Here is a 21299-nt window from a genome sequence, read left to right as displayed (position 1 = left end):
TTATAGCGCATTCGTATTCTATTGCCAATATGCTAAGATGCCGCGACTTTTTTTGGGAGTTTGCCCTTTGTCGATAATTTTGGCCGCCGAAGCACTAAGCTGTGTCCGCCAGGACAGAGTGTTATTTGAAAACTTAAATTTTCAGTTAAGTGCAGGGCAAGTGCTTTATATTCAAGGAAAAAACGGAGCTGGTAAAAGTTCGCTGTTGCGACTGCTGGCCGGTTTGAGCTTGCCTGAAGACGGTCAGATTTTATTCCACGGTAAACCTCTAAGCTCTGTGGCTGAGTTTTTTGCAGAACAGTTGCTGTTTATCGGCCATCAGAGTGGCATTCATCCTCAACTGACCGCCTTACAAAATTTAGCTTTCTGGTCGGCTTTAACCGAACAGCAGGTGGCCGATCCTTATCAGTTATTAGGCTCTTTAGGCTTAGCTGGTTTGGAAGATATTCCTTGTTTTATGCTCTCTGCCGGTCAGCAGCGCCGTGTCTCTTTGGCTCGATTGTGGTTTACAACTAAACCACTGTGGATACTGGACGAACCTTTTACCTCCTTGGATCAGCAGTTGATTGCCAAACTGGAACAGCATTTTTTACAGCATCTGTCGGCAGGCGGGGTGATTGTTTTGACCAGTCACCAGGCCTTGTCCGCTTCTTACCCACAGCTTCAGGCGATAGAACTGGAGTACAGATGGTGATGTGGCGCTCTTTAATCAAACGCGAATTACAATTGCTGGGTCGGCAAAAGGCCGACTGGTTAAATCCGCTGGTGTTCTTTTTATTGGTGCTGAGCTTGTTTCCGCTGGGGATTGGACCCGAACCCGGTATGCTGAAACAAATAGCACCAGGTTTAGTCTGGATAGCAGCGCTTTTGAGTGTGTTGTTGTCGGCTGAACGCTTATTTAAAGATGATTACCGTTATGGGGTGATAGAACAGTTGGTGGCAGGACGACAAGGTTTGTTCAGTTATGTCACGGCGAAAATTTGTTGCCACTGGTTATCGACCGGTGTGCCCTTAATTCTGGTGTCGCCTTTAATTGCAGTGTTGCTTGGGCTTGACTGGCAAAGCTGGCAGGTTTTAATAGTGACCCTGATACTGGGGACTCCCGTATTAAGTTTATTGAGTGTATTGGGTGCTGCATTAACTATGGCCGCAGATAAAGGAGGTATATTGCAGGCTCTGATTATTTTACCTTTGTATATTCCACTGCTGATTTTTGCCAGTGGGGCTATGGAAGCCGCAGCAACAGCTTTGCCTTATACAGGGCAGCTTGCTGTACTGCTGGCCTTTTTATTATTTGCCTTAGCGCTGGTGCCTCTGGCCGTGCGTCAGGCACTTCGAATGAATGTGGGGTAGTATGTTCCGTTGGTTAGATCCTTACGCCAAACCTGAAACTTTGTACCATCTGTGTGGCCGCTTATTGCCTTATTTGATGGGACTGGCGGTATTTACCTTAGTGCTGGGCAATATCTGGGGCCTGGCTTTTAGTCCTGCTGATTATCAGCAAGGCGATAGCTACCGCATTATTTATATTCATGTGCCTTCGGCCATTTGGTCCATGGGCGCATACAGCAGTATGGCGATTGCTGCTTTTATTGGCTTAGTCTGGCAAATCCGGGTGGCGCAATGGGCCGTATTGGCCATAGCTCCTATAGGTGCTGTGTATACCGCTATTGCATTAATAACCGGAGCCGCCTGGGGCAAACCTATGTGGGGCACCTGGTGGGTATGGGATGCTCGTTTAACCTCTGAGCTTGTATTGCTGTTTTTGTATTTAGGTGTCATTGCGCTAGCTGGTGCTTTTTCAGAAGCGGCGCGTGGTATTAAAGTCGCGTCTTTGCTGGCAATAGTGGGGGTGGTGAACTTACCTATTATTCACTTCTCGGTGGAGTGGTGGAATACGCTGCATCAAGGCGCCACTATTACCAAGTTTGCCAAACCTTCGATTGACCCTTCGATGTTATGGCCACTTTTGGTCAGCCTGTTAGGTTTTGCTTTGTTGTTAGCTGCGCTCACCTGTTTACGATTACGCAGTCAAATTTTGATGTTTGAACAGCACAGACCCTGGGTACGACAGCTGGTTGAGTCAAAAAATGGGGAGCAGAACTAATGGCTTTTACATCCTGGGCAGACTTTTGGGCCATGGGCGGTTACGCGCTTTTTGTCTGGTTATCTTTTGGTAGCACTTATGGATTGCTGCTTGGCCTGTGGTGGTACAGCAAGCGGCAACATAACAATATACAACAACAAATCCGCGCCAAAGCAGCGCGGGAGCAACGGGTGCGGCAACATCAGGAGAGAGAGAAGTAGATGAATCCGAGACGTCAGAAACGCTTAGTGGCTGTAACGGCCTTTGTGTTGTTGTTAGGTGGTGCTATAGGCGCCATGCTGTATGCATTGCAACAAAATATTGATTTGTTTTATACGCCCAGCCAGTTGATAGAGGGCATAGGTGATAAAAAAGTAAAACCTGAAGTGGGCCAGCGCCTGCGTATAGGTGGCATGGTCGTCAAAGGCTCGGTACGCCGTGTTCCTGACTCGCTGAAAGTCAGCTTCGATTTAGTCGACACAGGTCCTATAGTGACAGTGGAGTACGAAGGCATACTGCCGGATTTATTCCGTGAAGGGCAGGGCATAGTAGCGCAAGGTGTGCTGGTGGATAAAACCACCATACTGGCCTCAGAAGTGTTAGCCAAACATGACGAAGAGTATATGCCGCCCGAAGTGGCTGAAGCGATGAAGGGTATTAAGCATGTACCGCCATCACAATTGTATAAAGAGTCTGATAAAGGTCAGCAGCCATGATTGCAGAATACGGTCAACTAGCGCTGACGTTTGCGTTTTGTATTTCTCTGGCTTTAGCTGTGGTGCCATTGTATGGCAGCTTTAAAGGCAATCAAATTGCTTTAGAGCTGGGTAACCCGCTGGCCTATGCACTATTTTTTCTGACTGCCTTTTCATTCTGGGCATTGTCTTACGCCTTTTGGGCCAACGACTTTACTGTCGTTTATGTCGCCAGCAACTCGAATTCTTTATTGCCTTGGTACTACCGCTTAACGGCTGTCTGGGGCGGACATGAAGGATCTATGCTGTTATGGCTGCTGGTTTTGGCGGGCTGGACAGCTGCAGTTGCCTTGTTTTCCCGCAGTTTACCTCTGCAGTTTCAGGGGCGTATTTTAGGTGTGATGGGCTTAATAGCTGTGGGTTTTTATGCCTTTGTGCTCTTTATGTCCAACCCTTTTATGCTCAGTCTGCCGTATTTCCCGGTTGATGGTCGTGACTTAAATCCGCTGTTGCAGGATTTTGGCATGATCATTCATCCGCCTATGCTGTATATGGGCTATGTAGGTTTTGCAGTGTCTTTTGCTTTTGCCATAGCGGCGCTAATGGGCGGCAAGTTTGACAGTACCTGGGCACGTTGGGCCAGACCCTGGACTTTAGCGGCATGGATGTTCTTAACTCTGGGCATTATGCTTGGCAGCTGGTGGGCTTATGCTGAATTAGGCTGGGGCGGCTGGTGGTTCTGGGATCCGGTTGAAAACGCTTCTTTTATGCCATGGCTGGTGGGGACTGCGCTTATCCACTCTTTAGCTGTAACAGAAAAACGCGGTACCTTTAAATCCTGGACTGTGCTGTTGGCCATAGGCGCCTTTTCGCTCAGCTTATTAGGTGCCTTTTTAGTACGTTCAGGCGTGTTGGTCTCTGTGCATTCTTTTGCGGCCGATCCGGATCGTGGTTTGTACCTGCTTGCATTTTTACTGGTGGTAGTGGGTGGTTCGTTACTGCTTTACGCCATTCGGATGAACTCAGTACGCAGTCAGGCCCGTTACGAATTGTTTTCCCGTGAAGTGCTACTGTGGGGCAATAATATTTTCCTGTTAACCGCGACCTTGGTGGTGTTATTGGGCACTTTGTTCCCGTTGGTGCATAAAGAGCTGGGTTTAGGTTCTATTTCGATAGGTGAGCCGTTTTTTAATCAGCTGTTTTATTACCTGGTGATCCCTTTTTCATTATTGCTGGGCTTAGGCCCCTGGGTGCGCTGGAAACAGCAGCAAGTCCAACCTTTGCTAAAGCCGATGAGTTTAGTGGCTATCGCCACTTTAATTCTGGCCTTGGGCACTATGGCGGCAACCCAAAGTATTCAGGCTAATTTAGCTTTATTAGGGTTGTTGTTGGGAGCCTGGGTTGGTTCATCCGCTATTTTTGAGTTGCTGCAGCGTTTGCAGCAATTTGGTTCGATCAAACAAGGCTTAACTAAACTCAATGCCAGTCACTTTGGCATGACGCTGGCGCATATTGGTTTTGCTGTGCTGGTGGTTGGGGTTGCTATGACCAAAACCTACAGCGTAGAAACCCAGGTCCGAATGAAAGCTGGCGATCAGGTCGAACTGGCTGGTTATCAGTTTAAGCTGGTGGAAGTCTATGATTTAAAAGGTCCTAACTACAGCGGCGAAGCAGCTGAGCTGGATGTCAGTTACCAGGGCGACTACGTCACGCATTTGCATGCAGAAAAACGCTTTTATACAGTGCAGCGCAGCGTAATGACCGAAGCCGCAGTACATGCTCGTTTAAGCCGTGACTTGTATGTCGCTTTGGGTGAGTCGCTTTCCGAAGACAGCTGGGCTTTAAGTTTGTATGTGAAGCCTTTTGTGCGCTGGATTTGGTTGGGTGGTTTACTGATGTCGCTGGGCGGATTAATAGCGCTTTGTGATAAGCGTTATCGCCGCCGCAGCACGTCCGTCGAACAGAAGGACACTGCTGATGCGTAAACTGGCATTTTTTATCCCATTTGTGCTCTTTATTGGTTTGTCGGTATTTTTGTTCAGTGGCTTGTTTTCTGATCCTATGGAGCGTGAGTCCTCGGTATTAAATAAACCACTTCCGGCATTTACCTTACCTGATCTGCAGCAGCCGGATAACCTCTGGACTGCAGAGAAGCTTAAAGGTAAGCCTTATTTGCTGAATGTCTGGGGTACCTGGTGTGTGACCTGTAATGCAGAGCTGGCTTATCTGACCGAACTGCGTGAGCAGGGTGTGATGATTGTAGGTTTGTATTATCAGCAACCCAGCGATGCCGCTTTTGGCGAGGTGTTTAACCTGGCAGCACTGCAACAGGAGGTGGCACTGAAGCTGGAACAGCAAGGCGATCCGTACCAGTGGAATATTCTGGATAAAGACCGCACCCTGATTTTTGATTTAGGGGTCACAGGTGCGCCGGAAACCTTTTTGATCGACGCCAAAGGCATTATTCGTTATCACCATATAGGTGATATTAATCCGCAAGTCTGGCAACAGAAGCTGGCCGCGGCTTATCAAAGTTTAGAGGAGTAGGGCATGAAAGCATTTTTTCTAAGCCTGCTGTTGTTCACTGCAACAGCCCAAGCCTCACAAGCTTTGATCGAGTTTCAAAGCCCAGAGCAGCAAGCTTTGTTTAAAGAGCTGACTCAGGAATTACGTTGCCCTAAGTGTCAAAACCAGAATATTGCCGACTCCAATGCTGTAGTGGCTGTGGATATGCGCAATAAAACGTTGGAGCTGGTGCAGCAAGGGCAAGACAAAGAGCAGGTGCTGGAGTATATGAAAAGCCGCTATGGCGATTTTGTGCATTACCAGCCACCACTGAATAAATTTACGCTGATTTTATGGTTGTTACCTGCATTAATGGCTTTTGGTCTGGTGCTGGTATTGCTGCTGCGACGCAAAGCAGAACGCAATGCTGTGGCTATGGAGTCTGGCGATAAAGCTCAGCCACAGCAGCAATTAGAGCAACAACTAGACCAGCTGATTGAGCAGTACAGGAGAAAAAGCTGATGCTGATGTCGTTAAGTTTTGCCGGCGCGTTAATGCTGGCACTTATTGTCTTGTTACTGCTGTTTTTTCGTCGCAAAGGCGCAGGAGCTCAACTAAGTCCTGTGGTTCAATTTGAAGAGAAACTGCAGCTGTTGTCTCAGGCGCGGGATAATGGAGAATTAGCCGAACAGGACTTTACGCTGGCGGCTGCTGAATTAAAAACTCAATACTTGCAGCAGCAACAAAATCAGCAGCGGGTTTCAGGATCTGCAACTGGCTGGGTTTTGGTAACCAGTGTTCTGGTGTTATTAGGTACAGTATGGCTTTACAGCCTGACCGGTCATTTTACCGCGCTGCAAAACTGGCAAACTGCGCAGCAACAGCTGCCAGAGTTCGGTGAGCGTGCGCTTTTAAATAAAGGTGAACCTTTAACTGAAGAAGAAATTAACTTGTTTGCTTTGGCGCTTCGCACCAAGATCAGTAAAGAAGGCGATGACGCAGTAGCCTGGTTTGTGATTGGCCGGATCTGGTTATCCAAAGGCATGTTAGATGATGCCATTGAAGCTTTTGAAAAGGCGCTGGCTTTAACGCCGAACCGTATTAATGTGTTGATCAGCTACAGCCAGGCCTTGTTAGTGGCTGCTGGTGATGAAAATCTGGCGAAAGCGGCACGCAGTTTGTCTGCTGTGTTGCAGCAGGATCCGGATAACGCAGATGCGCTATCTATGCTGGCTATGGTGGCTGAAGAGCGGGGCGATAAAGAACAGGCACAGCAAGCATGGAAATTATTGTTGCCTAAGCTGGAGACCAATGACCCACGCTATGCGCTGGTGCAGCAAAAGCTAGGGCTGACACCTGCTCAGGAGCAAAACACCATAGCACAAGTATCAGGTCGTCAGGTCAGTATCGAATTAACCATCAGCCCTGAATTAGCCGAGCAATACAAAACCGGTACTTTGTTCGTATTTGCCAAAGCTGTGGCTGGGCCGCCTTTGCCTTTGGCTGTGCAAAAGCTGGCGGTATTTAGTGGTACTCAGACCATAACATTGAGTGAAGCTCAGGCGATGCAGCAAGGCTGGACTTTAGCCAACGCAGATCGTATTCAAATCAGTGCCCGTTTGTCTTTATCAGGCCAGGTGCTGAATGATGAAAATGGTCCGCAGGTACAGTCTGACGAACTCAGTTTTGACGAATCAGCACTTCGTCTTAGCCTGAGCTTGCTGCCTTAATACAAGCTGAAGTTCAGTAAAAAAAACGCTTCAAATTGATGCTTAAATAAGCAAAAGGTCATGCTCTGGCCTTTTGCTTCCCCCTTCTGTCCTGTTGCCTCTTTTCATTTGATCTGCAATAGGCTATAACACGGCAGCTAAAAAACTATGTCCTGCTGTTTTGGCCCCTGTAATAGAGGCTTGCGAAGGATGTATTTACTCCAAACCATAATTAAAATAAACCCACAATCTAGGATTACGTTATGAATCAACCGCCAGCTTCGGGGACTTTATTCGGTCATCCGAAAGGACTCTTCCTGCTTTTTTCCACAGAAATGTGGGAGCGTTTTTCCTACTACGGGATGCGCGCTTTACTTATTCTGACTTTAGTTGCCGCCACTGAATCCACTAACCCGGGTTTCGGCCTGAGTAATGGCGATGCATTATTACTTTATGGTTACTACACAGGTTTGGTCTATGCCGCTACTTTGTTTGGTGGTTTGATTGCAGACAACATGCTAGGCCAGCGTAAATCTATTATTTTGGGTGGCGCTTTAATGGCCATTGGCCAGTACACTTTGTTTGCTGCCACACCACACAGCATGTCGCTGTTTTATGTAGGTTTAGGCTTTATTATTGCCGGTAACGGTTTATTTAAACCAAATATCTCTGCCATAGTGGGTGATTTATATCCGCAAGGCGATGCACGTCGTGACGGCGGTTTCACTATTTTCTATATGGGTATTAACTTAGGTGCTTTTATTGCGCCTTTAGTCACCTCTTCTTTAGGTGAAAGTGATGCATTCGGCTGGCGTTATGGTTACTTGGCTGCCGGTATTGGTATGACCTTGTCTGTGGTTATTCAGCTGTTGTTTGCTCAAAAGTACTTAGGTGATTTAGGTAAAGTGCCAGGCCGTATTTCATCCCGCAATGCTTCAGGCACGCCAACACCTTTAACTAAAGTAGAATTTGACCGTTTACGTGTGGTGTTATTCCTGTTTGTGTTTGTCACTATGTTCTGGTTGGCCTTTGAGCAAGCTGGTGGCTTAATGAGTTTGTTTGCTGCTGAGCATACCGATCGTATGGTAGGTGCTTTTGAAGTTCCTGCAGGTTGGTTCCAGTCATTAAACCCTCTGTTTATCCTGATGTTTGCACCACTTTTTGCCTGGTTATGGGTAAAGCTGAATGCGATGAACAAACAACCTGATGCACCTATTAAAATTTTGTTTGGTATGTTGCTGACCTCTATCGGCTTTATTTTCCTGATCGTGGGTGTATTTGAGATGCAGGTGAACCCTTCAGCTAAATCCAGCATGATGTGGTTAACTTTAGCGTTTTTATTCCATACCTTAGGTGAGCTGTGTATTTCTCCTGTGGGCTTGTCGTTAATGACCAAGCTGGCTCCGGTGAAATTAGCTTCTCTGGTGATGGGCGTGTGGTTCCTGATGCCTGCTGTAGCTCATTATCTGGCTGGTTTTGTTGGCGCTTATTCAGATACTGCCGGTGACAACAATGCAGTGGTTGAGTTCGCCGCATCCTTTGGTGTACAGGCCGCTCACGCCGGTTTATTGGTGGTGTTTGGTGGTATAGCTGTCGCACTGGTATTTTTTGCCGCCTTGCTGTGGATGTTGTCCGGTACTTTAGTACGCTGGATGCATGGCGCTGAGCGTATGCAAAGCTAAAGCTGCAGAGCTATAAATAAAGGCCAGACGGAGAAATCCTCTGGCCTTCTTTTTTGGAGTGGAAGATGAAATTAGTTTATGTGTTGTGTGGCTTGCTGAGTTTTCAGCTCATGGCGGGCACCCTGAACTGGCAAAGAAAAGCCGATCTGTTAATTCCGGTCCAGGAAATTTATCCGGCAGTATTTCAGGGCGAAATTTATGTTGCGGGTGGCCTGAGTTCTGAACTGCCAAAACAGCAGGGCCAGATGACAGATGCAGTGCAAATTTACAATGCAAAAAGCAATACATGGCGTTATGGCCCTGCGTTGCCTGAAGGGCGCCACCATGGTCAGTTGGTGGCTGTAAAGGAGCAGTTGTTTTTATTTGGTGGTTTTACTCAGGCCAATGGCGGCAACTGGAGTGCCAGTGCTGATGTACTGAAGTTGGATCTGCAACAGCAGCGTTGGTTAAAGGTTGCCAGTTTGCCACAGCCGTTAAGTGAGACCGTCAGTTGGGTGCTTGAAGATAAAGTTCATTTGCTTTCTGGTCGCTCGCCTGCGACTGAAGCAAATGGTCAGTGGCAGGACCAGGGCGATGTGGCTATACATTGGGTTTTTGATCCGGACAGCTTAACAACGGTAACTGCGCCAGCAGTACCACAAGCTAAAAATAGTGCTGCAGCAGTGGTCTATGACTCAAAAGGTTATCTGCTGGGCGGACGGCAAGTGCAGGCTGGCAATAAAGCTGATGTACATAGTTTTGACGCAAAAAGTCAGCAATGGCTGGCGTTAGCACCAATGCCGGAAGCTCAGGCTGGCTTAGCCTCAGCAGTGCTCAATGGCAGGCTATGGGCACTGGGTGGTGAGTTTTTTCAGCAGGGAGGTGGCGTATTTAGCAAAGTATGGGCTTATTCTTTTACTGAAAAAAGTTGGCAGCAGCAGGGAGATATGCCAATACCACGTCATGGCTTAGGTGCTGTTGTCATGGATAACAGTATTTATGTGATAGGTGGTGCAGCAGCTGTGGGTTTAAAACAGAGCAGTGCTGTGCTGGAAGAGTTGACGGTGGTTCAATAAGAGTGGTTAAGGCTTAACTAAAAGGCCAGCAGTGGCTGGCCTTTGTTATGTTTGCTTGTTATGGCAAATATTCATCCAGATAAGCTTCGTCTTCTTCAGCTTTTTTCGGTGGATTGCCGTCGTAGACTTTAAATTCAACCCGCTGGAAATAAGCTTCTTTAATGAAGGCGTATGGGTCTACTGATTCGTTCAGCAACTGTTCCATCGACATCATTTGCTCACGACCATCCAACGCAGACAGAGTAAAACGAGTGATTGTCAGATTTGAATTTAACAAGCCCAAAGGGAAATAAAGCCCGTCGACCACTCCAGCCACCAGACCTCTTGTTGTAGTAGGCCCCATAGCAGGAACCATCAGGTAGCCGCCATCACCCACACCCCAAACCGCCAATGTCTGATTAAAGTCTTCATCTTGCGCGTTTAAATCAATATGGCTTGCGACATCAAATAAACCAAATAAACCTAAGGTGCTGTTTAAAACAAAACGGCCGAGGCTGATGGCTGCACTTTTAGGTTTGGCTTGCAGTAATCCATTGACGAAACTAGCAGGTTCGCTCAGGTTGTTAACCACGTTAGCAAGACCGGTTCGGGCAGGTTTCGGCACGACCGTCATATAACCTACAGTGACGGGGCGCAGCACATAAGCATCCAGCACATCGTAGTTAAAATCCCAGATATTGCGGTTAACGGATTCGATAGGGTCCCGTGGATCCTGATAATTGCTTTGTGCTTGTTGTTCGTCTGCTGCTTTTTTGCTGGCGCAACCCGTTGCCATCAGCAGTACCAGGCACGACACTAAAGCAGGCTTCATGCGTAAGACCATAAATTTGCATCCGTTTTTTTGGGGATAAATAAAGATAACAGGTTGATGATTATACTGGTAAAGCATGATTTGGATCATCCGCTTTACTGCACTGATTTGTACTAATTAGTAAGAAAAAGTTGCATCTGCCTGAAAAAAATACCTGAGCAGGAAGACTAACCTATTTTAATACGTCTGGTATAGCTTTAGATATTTGCTGCAGTTCAGTGGCAAAGAGCTGTTTTTCAATCCGCAGCCAGCTTTGGTTGTAATCCCAGTCAGTACTTTGTGGTAACCAGTTCATGCCATCTAACATGCAGTTTAAATTAAATAAAAAAGGGTGAGTTCCTTGCAGTCGGTCAATGCTGTAGGTTTCACTGGCACTGCTCAGCAGCGCTATACTGCCAAAGGAGATAGCCCAATTCGCAAAGGCCATCAGATCAACTGTAGCTCCGGCTTTAGGTTGCAGCTCATTGGCAGCTATGGCTTGTTGCAGCAACACATCAACCATCTGAGAGATTTCTTTTTCCAGCTCCTGCTGCACAGTTAAACGAGCTGGTGAGCTTTTTTCCTGGACCCAGGGCGATTTGGCTGTCAGTACACAGCTAAACAAAATCGGTTGCAGTTTCGCTGACAATAAATAAGCCTGATGCAACGCCAGCGCTTTTTCTCTGGTGTTTCCCTCAAACTGCAGGGCTTTTTTAAATAAACTAATTTCATGTCGTAAAGAGGCATTACACAAGGCTGTGATCACATCTTCTTTACTGGCAAAGTGATTGTAGATAGTGCCTTTGGAATAGGGGCTGGCTGCCGTCAGTTTATCCATCGTCAGATTGGCATAACCTTCAGCTTCGACCAGTTGCTTGGCAATATGCAGCAGTTCCTGCTCACGATCGGCTATTGCCTGCTGTTTTTTGCTGAACCGCTGCTGTAAAGGGCAACTGCGGCTTTCTTTACTGCTATTAGCGATGTCACACAAAAACTTCAGCATAAAAGACAGTTTTTCCTATTTATTCATATCAGTATTATCTGATGCAGCATACCTCAACCAGTTCAGGTTGAGGCTGTATTGTCTGTTGGAATAACAAAACCCTGCGGTAACAGGGTAACTGCATTAATGTAAATTCAGCTTAGTACGGGCTTGCTGTAAGTGGGGGCGGCATAAAGCAAAAGTCAGAGGGCGGGTCAGTAGCGGATAAGCGGCCAGCAACACTGCTATGGTGACAGTACTTTGCCATGAATCCCATTGCGCTATCACTAAAAACAGCGGAATTAAAATAGCCAGTTTGAGCAAATTCAACAGCAGTTTTTGTGGTATAGGCACTTGTTCTGTGGCGCTACGGATCACCTGCATACGCTGTCCAAACTTAAGGCCTTTGAGTTCAGGAATATTCTGACTACTAAAATACATGGGCAGACTCCAAAAAAACAAGCCCCGTTACTACAGGGCCTTTTTTACATACAACAAAATCAGAGCGATTTTAACTGAGCTACAACGTCGCCAAGTGGCAGCATTAATTTGTCACCTGTCAGGCGGTTCTTCAACTCAACTTTCTGCTCATCCAGATTACGTTCACCTACTATGATGTGATACGGCACACCTAACAGCTCCATATCGGCAAACATCACACCAGGACGCTCTTTGCGGTCGTCAAACAGTACTTCAAAACCAGCTGCAGTCAGTTCTTTGTAAATCTGCTCCGCCGCTTCCTGAATACGCACCGACTTGTGCATATTCATTGGCACTATAGCGACCTGGAATGGTGCTATAGCCACAGGCCATTTGATGCCATATTCATCATGATTTTGCTCAATAGCGGCAGCAACAATACGAGACACACCCACACCATAACAACCCATGGTCATGATCTGGTGTTTGCCTTCTTCGTTTAATACGCCAGCTTTCATGGCTGATGAATAACGGTCGCCCAACTGGAAAATATGACCTACTTCAATACCACGGCGAATGACTAAATGGCCTTGACCGCATGGGCTTGGATCGCCTTCGACCACGTTACGTAAGTCAGCGACCTGATAAGCCGTGATGTCACGGTCGAAGTTTACTCCTGTGAAGTGGAAACCGTCTTTATTAGCGCCCGTCACAAAGTCAGCCAAATGAGCTGCTGCATGGTCTACAACCACAGGAATAGTTAAAGCCACAGGGCCAACAGAACCTGGTTTAGCACCAGTGACAGCAATCACATCTTCTTCTGAAGCAAACTGCAGCGGGGAGGCCACCAATGGGTGTTTTTCTGCTTTGATTTCGTTTAAATCGTGATCGCCACGCAGCACCAAAGCCACTACTTTAGAGCGCCAGGTGTTTTCCAGTGTTTCAGCAGCTGCATTGGCTAATAAAGCTTTTAACTCATCAAAGCTAAGTTCAGGGTTCAGCTGTACCAACAAAGTTTTGGCGATAGCAGAGGCATCCACTGCTAAAAAGGCGGAGACCTCTTCAATGCTTTTGGCATTAGGCGTTGCCACTTCTGTTTTGTTTTGTGTCGCCGCAGGGCGAGCACCTTGAGGTGGCAGGGCTTCAGCTTTTTCGATATTGGCGGCGTAATCGCTGCCATCAGAAAATACAATAGCGTCTTCGCCAGATGCTGCCAGTACATGGAATTCGTGTGACATACTGCCACCAATAGCGCCGGTGTCCGCCAATACAGGGCGGAAGTCCAAACCTAAACGGGTAAAGATATTGCAGTAGGCCTGATACATAGCGTCATAGGTTTGCTGCAAACTTTCCTGGCTTAAGTGGAAAGAGTAGGCGTCTTTCATTAAAAATTCGCGGGCACGCATCACACCAAAACGTGGACGACGTTCGTCACGGAATTTGGTTTGAATTTGGTACAAATTAATAGGCAGTTGTTTGTAGCTGCTGATTTCTTTACGGACTAAATCAGTTACTACTTCTTCGTGCGTTGGACCAAGCACAAAGTCACGCTGGTGACGGTCTTTAAAACGCAGCAGTTCAGCGTCCATCTTTTCCCAGCGACCCGACTCCTGCCACAGTTCAGCATGCTGTACTACAGGCATTAATATTTCGATGGCACCGGCTTTGTTCATTTCTTCGCGGACAATGTTCTCAACTTTACGCAAAACCCGCAAACCACTGGGCAACCAGGTATATAAACCTGATGCCAGACGACGTACCATACCGGCACGTAACATCAATTGATGGCTGATAATTTCGGCATCGGCCGGGGTTTCTTTCATAGTGGAGAGTAAATACTGACTTGTCCGCATAAATAAATAGTTCCGTGTTTTTTAAGTTTAATTGCTTTGGAAATTGACCGTATTCTAGCAAGGTCGTTACTAGGGCAATAGCTTAATCTGATGTTTTATCCACTCTGCGGTCAGATTTTGTCCTGCGACCATGCCACCTAAGCTATAGAGCTCGTTGTTCATGCTCACTAGTGTGCGTAAATCCATCACCGCAGTGGTATTTTCAGCTTTTAGCCAGTTTTTGTCTGTTATTGAATAAGCCCAGACTTGAGCTGAAGGCTCTGCCGGAGTGCCGTTATAGCCTATGCCATTGTAGTTATAAGCGGTTTCGCTGCCGCCAATAAACACAATCAAGTCTTTACCATCCTGCTTCACGGCCGCCGCCGCCATACGATAACGGGCTTTGCCTGTTGGGTGCTGAATTTGCTGCCAACTGATACGGTTGGCGTTGGATGCATTGATTTCACCTAACCAGCATTGAGCTTCGGTTTCATACTGGCGTGGCAAGGTCTGATAATTAACTTTTACGCCATCACACAACAGCATATGCTGGCCTGATAACGCGCCTGCGAGGCCAAAAGTCGGGGTGCCTGGAAAAGGTGTCGCCTGACTCCATTTCTGCGTGAAGTTATCAAACAGCTGTACTAAGTTAACATTGCCATCCTGAGACCAGCCGCTCGCCAGATAGATATATCTGTTTTTGTAGGCCAAAGCCACACTGTCATCCACAGCCACCGGCATATCTGGCAGTTTGTTATAGGCCTTGGTGACGGGGCTGTAACGGTAGCCTTCGCTACTGGATACTTCAGTGCCATTGGCCGCTACTGTGTAGCCACCAAATATAAAAAAGTGATTTTGTAAGGTCACGCCAGAACTGGCTAACCGGCCACTTAAACGTTGGCGGCTCGGAACTACAGGGGCTTTCAGCCAGGTGGGTTCACCTACAGTCCATTGCCAGACTCTGTTATGGACATCGGCATGGGTTTTCCCTGAAGAAAGCCCCATAAAGCTGCTGACATAAGTGCGGCCTGCTACGCTGGTGCTCATCACCAGATTATTACTGACGGCTTCAGGTAAGGCCGGTAACTCAGCAGCATGAAGCCATAAAGGTGCGCTAAGAGTCAGACAGAGGCTGAACTTCATGATCCTGTTGTTTTTCTTTGACATGCCTGATTTCTGTAACATGATTGTGTACTCCGTTCACTGTCCATTTGATATTAAAGTGATACAGCGTCATGCCGTAGCTTTGTTGCTCCGCTTTTTGTTTTTTGTAAGGAGGGCGCGGGTCTTGTTTTAACACCTTTTCTATCAATACTGCTAATTCCGGCTGATCTTTTTGCCGCTGACAAAATTCCAGCACTGCAGGTTCAAAACTGACCGTCATGTCCGTTTCTGGTGCCGCGTCGGCAAAACCACCTGCTGCATCCGGCAAGGCATCGGCATAAGGCAGGTAAGGTTTAATATCCAGTATGGGCGTGCCATCCAGCAGATCTACACCGGACAATTGAATGATCAAACGGCCTTGTTTACGCACTACGCCTTCAAGTTTTACGACAGAAAGGCCAATTGGGTTTGGTCTGAATGTGGCGCGGGTGGCAAAAACGCCTTTTTTTTCATTGCCACCCAAACGCGGCGGCCGCACCAGCGGTGACCAGCCTTTGTCTGCGGTTTCATGAAATACAAACACCAGCCATAAATGACTAAAGGCTTCAATGCCCCGTACTATGGCATCATCGTCATAACCCGCTTCCAACACCAGTTCAGCTTTAGCTTCGGCAATCAGGCCCGGCTGGCGGGGGATGGCGAATTTTTGTTTGTAGGGTGAGCGAATGGTGCCCAGCACCTGCATTTGATAAGAGGGCATCAGATCCTCAGTAGATAAAAAGCCAGCAGACGGCGAAAAACGAAGTCTATTATGGCGTTGCAAGAGTTAAAGGACAAGCAAAGTGCTAAAAGCCTGAAGTTGAAAATAACTTTACAACGGAGTTAAAACTTGGGATTAATAACAGGCGATTGCATCATCTGTTGCCACTTTGATTGGTAACAGGTTCGCAGTAAGCAGCAAAGAGCGGTTACAGCCGCCTGATTATACCCAAGTGACAACAACCAAAACCACCTGAATCCACTTTGTTTTATGCAGCGCTTTGCTGTGTTTTTGCTATGGCTTGACGAGAGTTGATAATGGAAAAGAAAGTTTTATTAATTGAATGCCCGGATTCAAAAGGTTTAATCGCACAAATTACCAATATCTGCTACAAACACCAGCTCAATATTATCCGCAATACGGAGTATGTTGATCCGGATTCAGGGCAGTTTTTTATGCGTACTCAGCTCGAAGGTATTTTTAACGACAAAACCTTGATGCTGGATTTAGACCGGGCTTTACCGAAAGGCAGCAGTCGTCAGTTGGTTGCCGCTGGGCGAAAAAAAGTAGTGATACTGGTGACCAAAGAAGCGCATTGCCTCGGTGATATTTTAATGAAGGTCTACGATGGCTCGCTAAAGCTGGACATAGCAGCTGTGGTGGGAAATCATCCGGATTTGCAAAGCCTGGCAGAGAAGTTTGATATTCCTTACCATTTTGTCAGCCATATCAACTTAAGCCGTGAGCAGCATGAAGCGGCCTTGCAGCAGGCGATAGACCCTTATCAGGCTGATTATCTGGTGCTGGCTAAGTTTATGCGGGTATTAAGCCCGGCTTTTGTCGCGCACTACAAAGAGCGCATTATCAATATTCATCACAGTTTTCTGCCCGCTTTTATTGGTGCTAATCCTTATCATCAGGCGCATAAAAGAGGCGTTAAAATTATTGGCGCTACAGCTCATTTTGTTACCGATGATCTGGATGAAGGCCCTATCATCAAGCAACTGGTAACACCGGTGGATCATACCTACAGCGCTATGGATATGGTGAAGGCGGGGCGGGATGTGGAGAAAAACGTCTTGAGTAAAGCTTTGCAACTGGTGCTCGAAGACCGGGTGTTTGTGCATGGCAATAAAACAGTGATTTTATAGCAGATATTTTATAAAACGGGCCGCAGAACAGCGGCTTGTCTCGATTTTTCCGCTAAAACGGCTATGCTCAGAAAAACAAAAATAAGGCCCCTTCAGATGTCAGGTAAAAGAGAAGTTGAATTTAGATTTTTAGCAGAACCTACCCATGTCAACTTCGGTGGCAAAGTTCATGGCGGTATGGTGATGAAATGGATAGATCAAGTCGCTTATGCTTGCGCTGCCGGCTGGAGTGGTTTGTATTGTGTCACCATCTCTGTGGGCACTATCAGGTTTCGCCGGCCTATTCTGGTGGGGCATCAGGTGGAGCTGATCGCCCGTATTGTCTACACAGGCAATACCAGTATGCATGTGCTGGTGCAGGTGCGCTCTGGTGATACCAAAGGCGGTGACATGCTGGAAACCAACCACTGTATTATCAGTTTTGTTGCGCTTGATGCTGAAGGCAATACGGCCGCTGTGCCAGCCTGGGTGCCACAGACAGAGGAAGACCGATTTTTGCAGGCCTATGCAGTCAAAACCAAAGCCTTTTCGCAGGAAGTTGAACAAAACATGTTGGATTTTTATCAGGAGAAACATCAATGAAAGCCCTGTGTTTAATCCTTGCACTTTTCAGTTTTTCATCCATTGCTGCAGAGCCAGTGCTACACCCTGAACTGGAAATATTCCGGCCTTATATTGACAGTCATTGGGAAGGGGATTTAACAGAACCTGGCAAAGAGAAAAAAATGATTGATCGCTCCATCTGGAGCAGGGCGTTAAATGGTCAGGCCATTAAAACGGTGCATTCGGTGAATAATGGGGAATATGGCGGTGAGACGATGATCTTCTGGGATCCGAAACAGGAAAAAATTGCGTATTACTATTTCACTACCGCTGGTTTTTATACCCATGGCACTATGAGTTATAACGCGGTCACTAAAAGTATTGAGGCTGTAGAGCAAGTAGAAAATAATGCTCAGGGGATCACGCAAGTACGTTCATATTCAGTGCTGGATCAAAGCGGAAAACTGGAAGTTAGTTCAGAGTATTTACAAAATGGCCAATGGCTAAAAGGGCACAGCGCTTTGTATAAACGTGTGCCCAACACTGAAGTGAAGTTCCACTAAGGCAGTTATTTTTCGATAATAAATTCTTCAGTCGGTTCCAGCGCATAGATATTATCTATTTGTGTCGCGCTGGAATGACTGACGCGTAAGTCTTTAATATGGCCGTTACGCAGGCTGTATACCCAACCATGCACAGTCAGCGGCTGACCACGCTCCCAGGCGTCTTGTACAAAACTGGTATGACAGACATTGCGTACTTGTTCCATCACGTTGAGCTCACAAAGCCGGTTGACTCGTTCACCATCATCGGCAAAACCGTCCAGCTCTTCTCTGTGCAGCGCATACACATCTTTAATATTACGCAACCAGTTATCGACAAAACCAATACGCTGTTTGTTCATCGCAGCGGCAACGCCACCACAGCCATAATGGCCACAGACAATAATATGTTTGATTTTTAAGATATCGATAGCGTATTGCAGTACAGATAAACAATTGATGTCGGAGTGCAGCACCAGATTGGCCACATTGCGATGAACAAAAAGTTCGCCCGGCAATAAACCTACGATTTCATTGGCCGGAACCCGACTGTCGGAGCAACCTATCCATAAATATTCAGGCGCCTGTTGTTCTGAGAGTTGCTTAAAAAAACCAGGAGCTTCCTGCTCAACCCGCTCAGCCCATGACCTGTTATTGGCAAATAAATGTTTTAAGGAACGCATGGAATCACCCTGTAGAAAACTGGCGCTACGATAACAGATCTTACCTGTTGGAGAACACCGACCAGCACTGAATCTAGAGATGGGGCAGACAAACAAATTCAGCGGCTGTAAATCTGTCTGGCTGCTTAATGATGGTCACTGTATGATAGAACAATAAGTTAAAGCTCATCTGAAGGAACTATACAGCATGGTAAAGCTGAAAAAAGCGGTGATCCCTGTGGCGGGTTTAGGCACGCGAATGTTGCCGGCCACCAAAGCTATTCCAAAAGAAATGTTACCAGTGGTGGACAAGCCATTGATCCAGTATGTAGTGGAGGAAGCCGCTGCTGCTGGGATCACAGAAATAGTACTGGTGACTCACTCCAGTAAAAACTCGATAGAAAACCATTTTGATACCAGTTTTGAACTAGAAACTCAGCTTGAAAAACGGGTAAAAAGGTCTTTGTTGGAAGATGTTCGCTCTATCAACCCAAAAAATGTCACAGTGATTTCGGTACGCCAGCCTGTGGCTTTGGGCTTGGGTCATGCAGTTTTATGTGCCGCACCTGTAGTGGGCAATGAACCTTTTGCTGTCATTCTGCCCGATGTATTGATCGACAAGTATCATGCAGATGCCCGCATTCATAACTTAAAAGCCATGATTGAACGTTTTGAAACCACAGGGGCCAGCCAGATTATGGTGGAGCCAGTACCTGCACTGGAAGTAAATAAATATGGCATAGTTGATATTTCGGGCGAAGAACTGCTGCAAGGGCAATCTGCTTTAATCCGAACTATGGTGGAAAAGCCTGAGATTGAAGATGCACCTTCTAACCTGGCGATTACCGGGCGCTATGTTTTATCGGCTAAAGTCTGGGATTTGTTACGACGAACAGCTCCGGGGGCTGGTGGCGAAATTCAGCTGACAGATGCTTTACATCATTTATTATTGATTGAAAAAATTGAAGCCTATCATTTACAAGGCAAGTCACATGACTGCGGTAGTAAAATAGGCTATCTCAAAGCTGTGGTGGAGTATGCGCTGCAGGACAAAAAATTGTCCGATGAATTCCGTAACTATTTGAAAGAATTGTATCTGTTAAAAGACTAACTCGGGAAAGATGAAGGTTATTTTTATTTGGCTTACCATTTTTTCATGAACCTCACTATGAGTGGTGGCGCACAGTTAGATTTTATCTCGACTTCGCTGCATACAATCTTATTTAGTGAATAAGATTGTATTTAAGCTTTAATTTAGCAGAATGATTCTGTACTATCCCTGATAGTATTTATCCATTGGAGATTTTCATGTCATTGTTACTCGATAAAAAAGAACTGAAAAAAGCCGCGAAAGAAATCACTACAGTTAAACTGCACGAAGTCATTGAGACGTTAAATTCAGTATTGGTAGAGCGTCAGAAAGAAACTGAAGTTTTATCTCAGATCCGTGCATTAGCTAAGGCTCAGGGTTTTACTCTGGAACAGCTGGGCTACCAAATGAATGCTGATGTAGTTGTAAGCCATGACGATGATTCGGATTCAAAGGGTAAACGTCCGGTTAAGCCTAAATTTAAAACGATCAATAAAGAGAGCCAATTTTTCTATGTAGATGCAGGTAAATTAAATTTACTGAAAACACATACGATGAAAAAGGCCTTAGTTGACCGTGGTATTAAAGTGGTGCCATTTCATAAAGTGGAAGGCAAATACAGCAAGGACATCGAAGCTTTATTAGCTGAAGCTGGTACTCAAGCTGTTGAAAACTTTAATAGCAAAGTTGACGTGTGGAACGCATGGGCTCAGGCCAACGGCGAAGAAATTCTGTCGAAGAAGTAATTTTCGCAGAAGTATGAAAAAACCGGCCATTGAGCCGGTTTTATGTCCATGGAGGGACGGTATGCCGCAACTGCAGGAGCGTTGTTGCGGCGATGTCCATGGAGGGACGGTATGCCGCAACTGCAGGAGCGTTGTTGCGGCGATTCATCGCTACGCACTACTTCTGCTGGGCATCCAGTGACTGGCCATTCACGGCCTTGCTGTCGTCACTCATTAAATACAAATACAACGGCATAATTTGTTCTGCTGTTGGCAAAGTTAACTGATCTTCACCCGGATAAGCTTTGCTGCGCATTTTTGTGCGGGTGGCTCCAGGATTAATTGCATTCACCCTTAGCGTGGTGCCTTCATACTCTGCAGCCATCAGTTGCATTAAACCTTCAGTGGCGAACTTTGACACTGCATAACCGCCCCAATAGGCTCTGGCCTGACGGCCAACACCTGAAGAGGTAAAGACAACTGAACTTTGTGGGGCTAATTTTAGCACTGGGATCAGAGCCTGACTCATCAGCATGGCTGCTGTGACATTGACCTGTAAAATATCCTGCCAGGTGGGTAAATCAAGATGTTCAAAAGGGCTTAATACCCCCAGAATTCCGGCGTTGTGCAGTACTCCGTCCAATTTACCAAATTCTGCTTTAATAGTGCTCGCCATGTCTTGATAGTGTTTGGCTGTTGCGCCTTTTAAATCCAGCGGAACAATAGCGGGTTCCGGCCAGCCAGCGGCCACTATTTCATCGTACACAGCTGTAAGTTTGGACGTGGTTTTGCCTAACAATATAACAGTAGCGCCGTGTTTAGCGTAACAAAGAGCTGCAGCTTTGCCTATGCCGTCGCCAGCGCCTGTTACCAGAATAACTTTGTCTGCCAGTGCTTGTGGCTTAGCTTGATAATTAAACATAGAAAGGGGTCCCAGACGTTGAAAAACGGCGGCAGCATACCTGC

At 46.6% G+C, this 21299-nt stretch carries 24 protein-coding genes; 16 read left to right on the top strand and 8 right to left on the bottom strand.

The window, feature by feature from the left end; genetic code table 11:
- Positions 1 to 67 precede the first annotated feature (67 nt).
- The 11 genes from ccmA to LSG37_RS00510 all read left to right on the top strand — a co-directional run bounded on the left by ccmA (position 68) and on the right by LSG37_RS00510 (position 9732).
- On the top strand, positions 68 to 694 hold the full coding sequence (gene ccmA, locus LSG37_RS00560) for a cytochrome c biogenesis heme-transporting ATPase CcmA (protein ID WP_233077919.1): 627 nt from the start codon (positions 68 to 70) through the stop codon (positions 692 to 694).
- Positions 688 to 1353 (top strand): heme exporter protein CcmB, encoded by a 666-nt coding sequence (gene ccmB / locus LSG37_RS00555; protein ID WP_233077918.1) that lies wholly within the window; start codon positions 688 to 690, stop codon positions 1351 to 1353. The genes ccmA and ccmB overlap by 7 nt, the downstream gene beginning before the upstream one ends.
- A 1-nt stretch (position 1354) precedes the next feature.
- Positions 1355 to 2107: a heme ABC transporter permease gene (locus LSG37_RS00550; RefSeq protein WP_233077917.1), complete on the top strand. Its 753-nt coding sequence runs from the start codon at positions 1355 to 1357 to the stop codon at positions 2105 to 2107.
- Complete coding sequence (ccmD, locus tag LSG37_RS00545) at positions 2107 to 2307, top strand: heme exporter protein CcmD (protein ID WP_233077916.1); 201 nt, start codon at positions 2107 to 2109, stop codon at positions 2305 to 2307. Before LSG37_RS00550 ends, ccmD begins: the two co-directional genes overlap by 1 nt.
- Positions 2308 to 2802 (top strand): cytochrome c maturation protein CcmE, encoded by a 495-nt coding sequence (ccmE, locus tag LSG37_RS00540; RefSeq protein WP_233077915.1) that lies wholly within the window; start codon positions 2308 to 2310, stop codon positions 2800 to 2802.
- Entirely contained in the window at positions 2799 to 4766 is a 1968-nt protein-coding gene (locus tag LSG37_RS00535) for a heme lyase CcmF/NrfE family subunit (RefSeq protein ID WP_233077914.1), read from the top strand. Before ccmE ends, LSG37_RS00535 begins: the two co-directional genes overlap by 4 nt.
- Complete coding sequence (locus LSG37_RS00530) at positions 4759 to 5328, top strand: DsbE family thiol:disulfide interchange protein (protein WP_233077913.1); 570 nt, start codon at positions 4759 to 4761, stop codon at positions 5326 to 5328. The genes LSG37_RS00535 and LSG37_RS00530 overlap by 8 nt, the downstream gene beginning before the upstream one ends.
- 3 nt (positions 5329 to 5331) lie before the next feature.
- Positions 5332 to 5808: a cytochrome c-type biogenesis protein gene (locus LSG37_RS00525; RefSeq protein WP_233077912.1), complete on the top strand. Its 477-nt coding sequence runs from the start codon at positions 5332 to 5334 to the stop codon at positions 5806 to 5808.
- Positions 5808 to 7016, top strand: a complete 1209-nt coding sequence (locus LSG37_RS00520) for a tetratricopeptide repeat protein (RefSeq protein ID WP_233077911.1) — start codon at positions 5808 to 5810, stop codon at positions 7014 to 7016. The genes LSG37_RS00525 and LSG37_RS00520 overlap by 1 nt, the downstream gene beginning before the upstream one ends.
- A 242-nt stretch (positions 7017 to 7258) precedes the next feature.
- Complete coding sequence (locus LSG37_RS00515) at positions 7259 to 8677, top strand: peptide MFS transporter (protein ID WP_233077910.1); 1419 nt, start codon at positions 7259 to 7261, stop codon at positions 8675 to 8677.
- Between the two features lie 65 nt (positions 8678 to 8742).
- On the top strand, positions 8743 to 9732 hold the full coding sequence (locus LSG37_RS00510) for a Kelch repeat-containing protein (protein WP_233077909.1): 990 nt from the start codon (positions 8743 to 8745) through the stop codon (positions 9730 to 9732).
- 58 nt (positions 9733 to 9790) lie between these two features.
- Here the strand turns inward: LSG37_RS00510 and LSG37_RS00505 are convergent, their stop codons facing one another.
- The 6 genes from LSG37_RS00505 to tsaA all read right to left on the bottom strand — a co-directional run bounded on the left by LSG37_RS00505 (position 9791) and on the right by tsaA (position 15620).
- Positions 9791 to 10543, bottom strand: a complete 753-nt coding sequence (locus tag LSG37_RS00505) for an MlaA family lipoprotein (RefSeq protein WP_233077908.1) — start codon at positions 10541 to 10543, stop codon at positions 9791 to 9793.
- 172 nt (positions 10544 to 10715) lie between these two features.
- Complete coding sequence (locus LSG37_RS00500; RefSeq protein WP_233077907.1) at positions 10716 to 11525, bottom strand: TetR/AcrR family transcriptional regulator; 810 nt, start codon at positions 11523 to 11525, stop codon at positions 10716 to 10718.
- Between the two features lie 123 nt (positions 11526 to 11648).
- Positions 11649 to 11945 (bottom strand): DUF6170 family protein, encoded by a 297-nt coding sequence (locus tag LSG37_RS00495; RefSeq protein ID WP_233077906.1) that lies wholly within the window; start codon positions 11943 to 11945, stop codon positions 11649 to 11651.
- 59 nt (positions 11946 to 12004) lie between these two features.
- Positions 12005 to 13777, bottom strand: a complete 1773-nt coding sequence (locus LSG37_RS00490) for a proline--tRNA ligase (protein WP_233077905.1) — start codon at positions 13775 to 13777, stop codon at positions 12005 to 12007.
- Between the two features lie 69 nt (positions 13778 to 13846).
- Positions 13847 to 14941: a Kelch repeat-containing protein gene (locus tag LSG37_RS00485; protein ID WP_233077904.1), complete on the bottom strand. Its 1095-nt coding sequence runs from the start codon at positions 14939 to 14941 to the stop codon at positions 13847 to 13849.
- Positions 14871 to 15620: a tRNA (N6-threonylcarbamoyladenosine(37)-N6)-methyltransferase TrmO gene (gene tsaA, locus LSG37_RS00480; RefSeq protein WP_233077903.1), complete on the bottom strand. Its 750-nt coding sequence runs from the start codon at positions 15618 to 15620 to the stop codon at positions 14871 to 14873. Before tsaA ends, LSG37_RS00485 begins: the two co-directional genes overlap by 71 nt.
- Positions 15621 to 15937: 317 nt before the next feature.
- Between tsaA and purU the strand changes: the two genes are divergently transcribed.
- The 3 genes from purU to LSG37_RS00465 all read left to right on the top strand — a co-directional run bounded on the left by purU (position 15938) and on the right by LSG37_RS00465 (position 17877).
- Complete coding sequence (purU, locus tag LSG37_RS00475) at positions 15938 to 16771, top strand: formyltetrahydrofolate deformylase (RefSeq protein WP_233077902.1); 834 nt, start codon at positions 15938 to 15940, stop codon at positions 16769 to 16771.
- A gap of 96 nt (positions 16772 to 16867) precedes the next feature.
- Complete coding sequence (locus LSG37_RS00470) at positions 16868 to 17353, top strand: acyl-CoA thioesterase (protein ID WP_233077901.1); 486 nt, start codon at positions 16868 to 16870, stop codon at positions 17351 to 17353.
- Complete coding sequence (locus LSG37_RS00465; RefSeq protein WP_233077900.1) at positions 17350 to 17877, top strand: hypothetical protein; 528 nt, start codon at positions 17350 to 17352, stop codon at positions 17875 to 17877. Before LSG37_RS00470 ends, LSG37_RS00465 begins: the two co-directional genes overlap by 4 nt.
- 5 nt (positions 17878 to 17882) lie before the next feature.
- On the opposite strand, the gene can is transcribed toward LSG37_RS00465, so the two are convergent.
- Positions 17883 to 18539 carry a carbonate dehydratase gene (gene can, locus LSG37_RS00460; RefSeq protein WP_233077899.1) on the bottom strand — a complete coding sequence of 219 codons (657 nt, stop codon included), beginning with the start codon at positions 18537 to 18539 and terminating at the stop codon, positions 17883 to 17885.
- 187 nt (positions 18540 to 18726) lie between these two features.
- Here can and galU point away from each other — a divergent pair, with 187 nt between their 5' ends.
- Both galU and LSG37_RS00450 read left to right on the top strand, forming a co-directional pair.
- The gene (gene galU, locus LSG37_RS00455; protein ID WP_233077898.1) at positions 18727 to 19629 is read left to right on the top strand and encodes a UTP--glucose-1-phosphate uridylyltransferase GalU; all 903 of its coding nucleotides are present in this window, start codon (positions 18727 to 18729) and stop codon (positions 19627 to 19629) included.
- 197 nt (positions 19630 to 19826) lie between these two features.
- The gene (locus LSG37_RS00450) at positions 19827 to 20354 is read left to right on the top strand and encodes an H-NS family histone-like protein (RefSeq protein ID WP_233077897.1); all 528 of its coding nucleotides are present in this window, start codon (positions 19827 to 19829) and stop codon (positions 20352 to 20354) included.
- A 157-nt stretch (positions 20355 to 20511) separates the two neighbouring features.
- Here LSG37_RS00450 and LSG37_RS00445 read toward each other — a convergent pair whose 3' ends face one another.
- Positions 20512 to 21255 (bottom strand): YciK family oxidoreductase, encoded by a 744-nt coding sequence (locus tag LSG37_RS00445; RefSeq protein WP_233077896.1) that lies wholly within the window; start codon positions 21253 to 21255, stop codon positions 20512 to 20514.
- Positions 21256 to 21299: the final 44 nt, after the last annotated feature.

Source organism: Rheinheimera soli, from assembly GCF_021290985.1.
Classification (GTDB): Bacteria; Pseudomonadota; Gammaproteobacteria; order Enterobacterales; family Alteromonadaceae; genus Pararheinheimera; species Pararheinheimera soli.
Note: the sequence above shows the minus strand (reverse complement) of the source record. Positions and strands in the feature narration are given on the sequence as shown.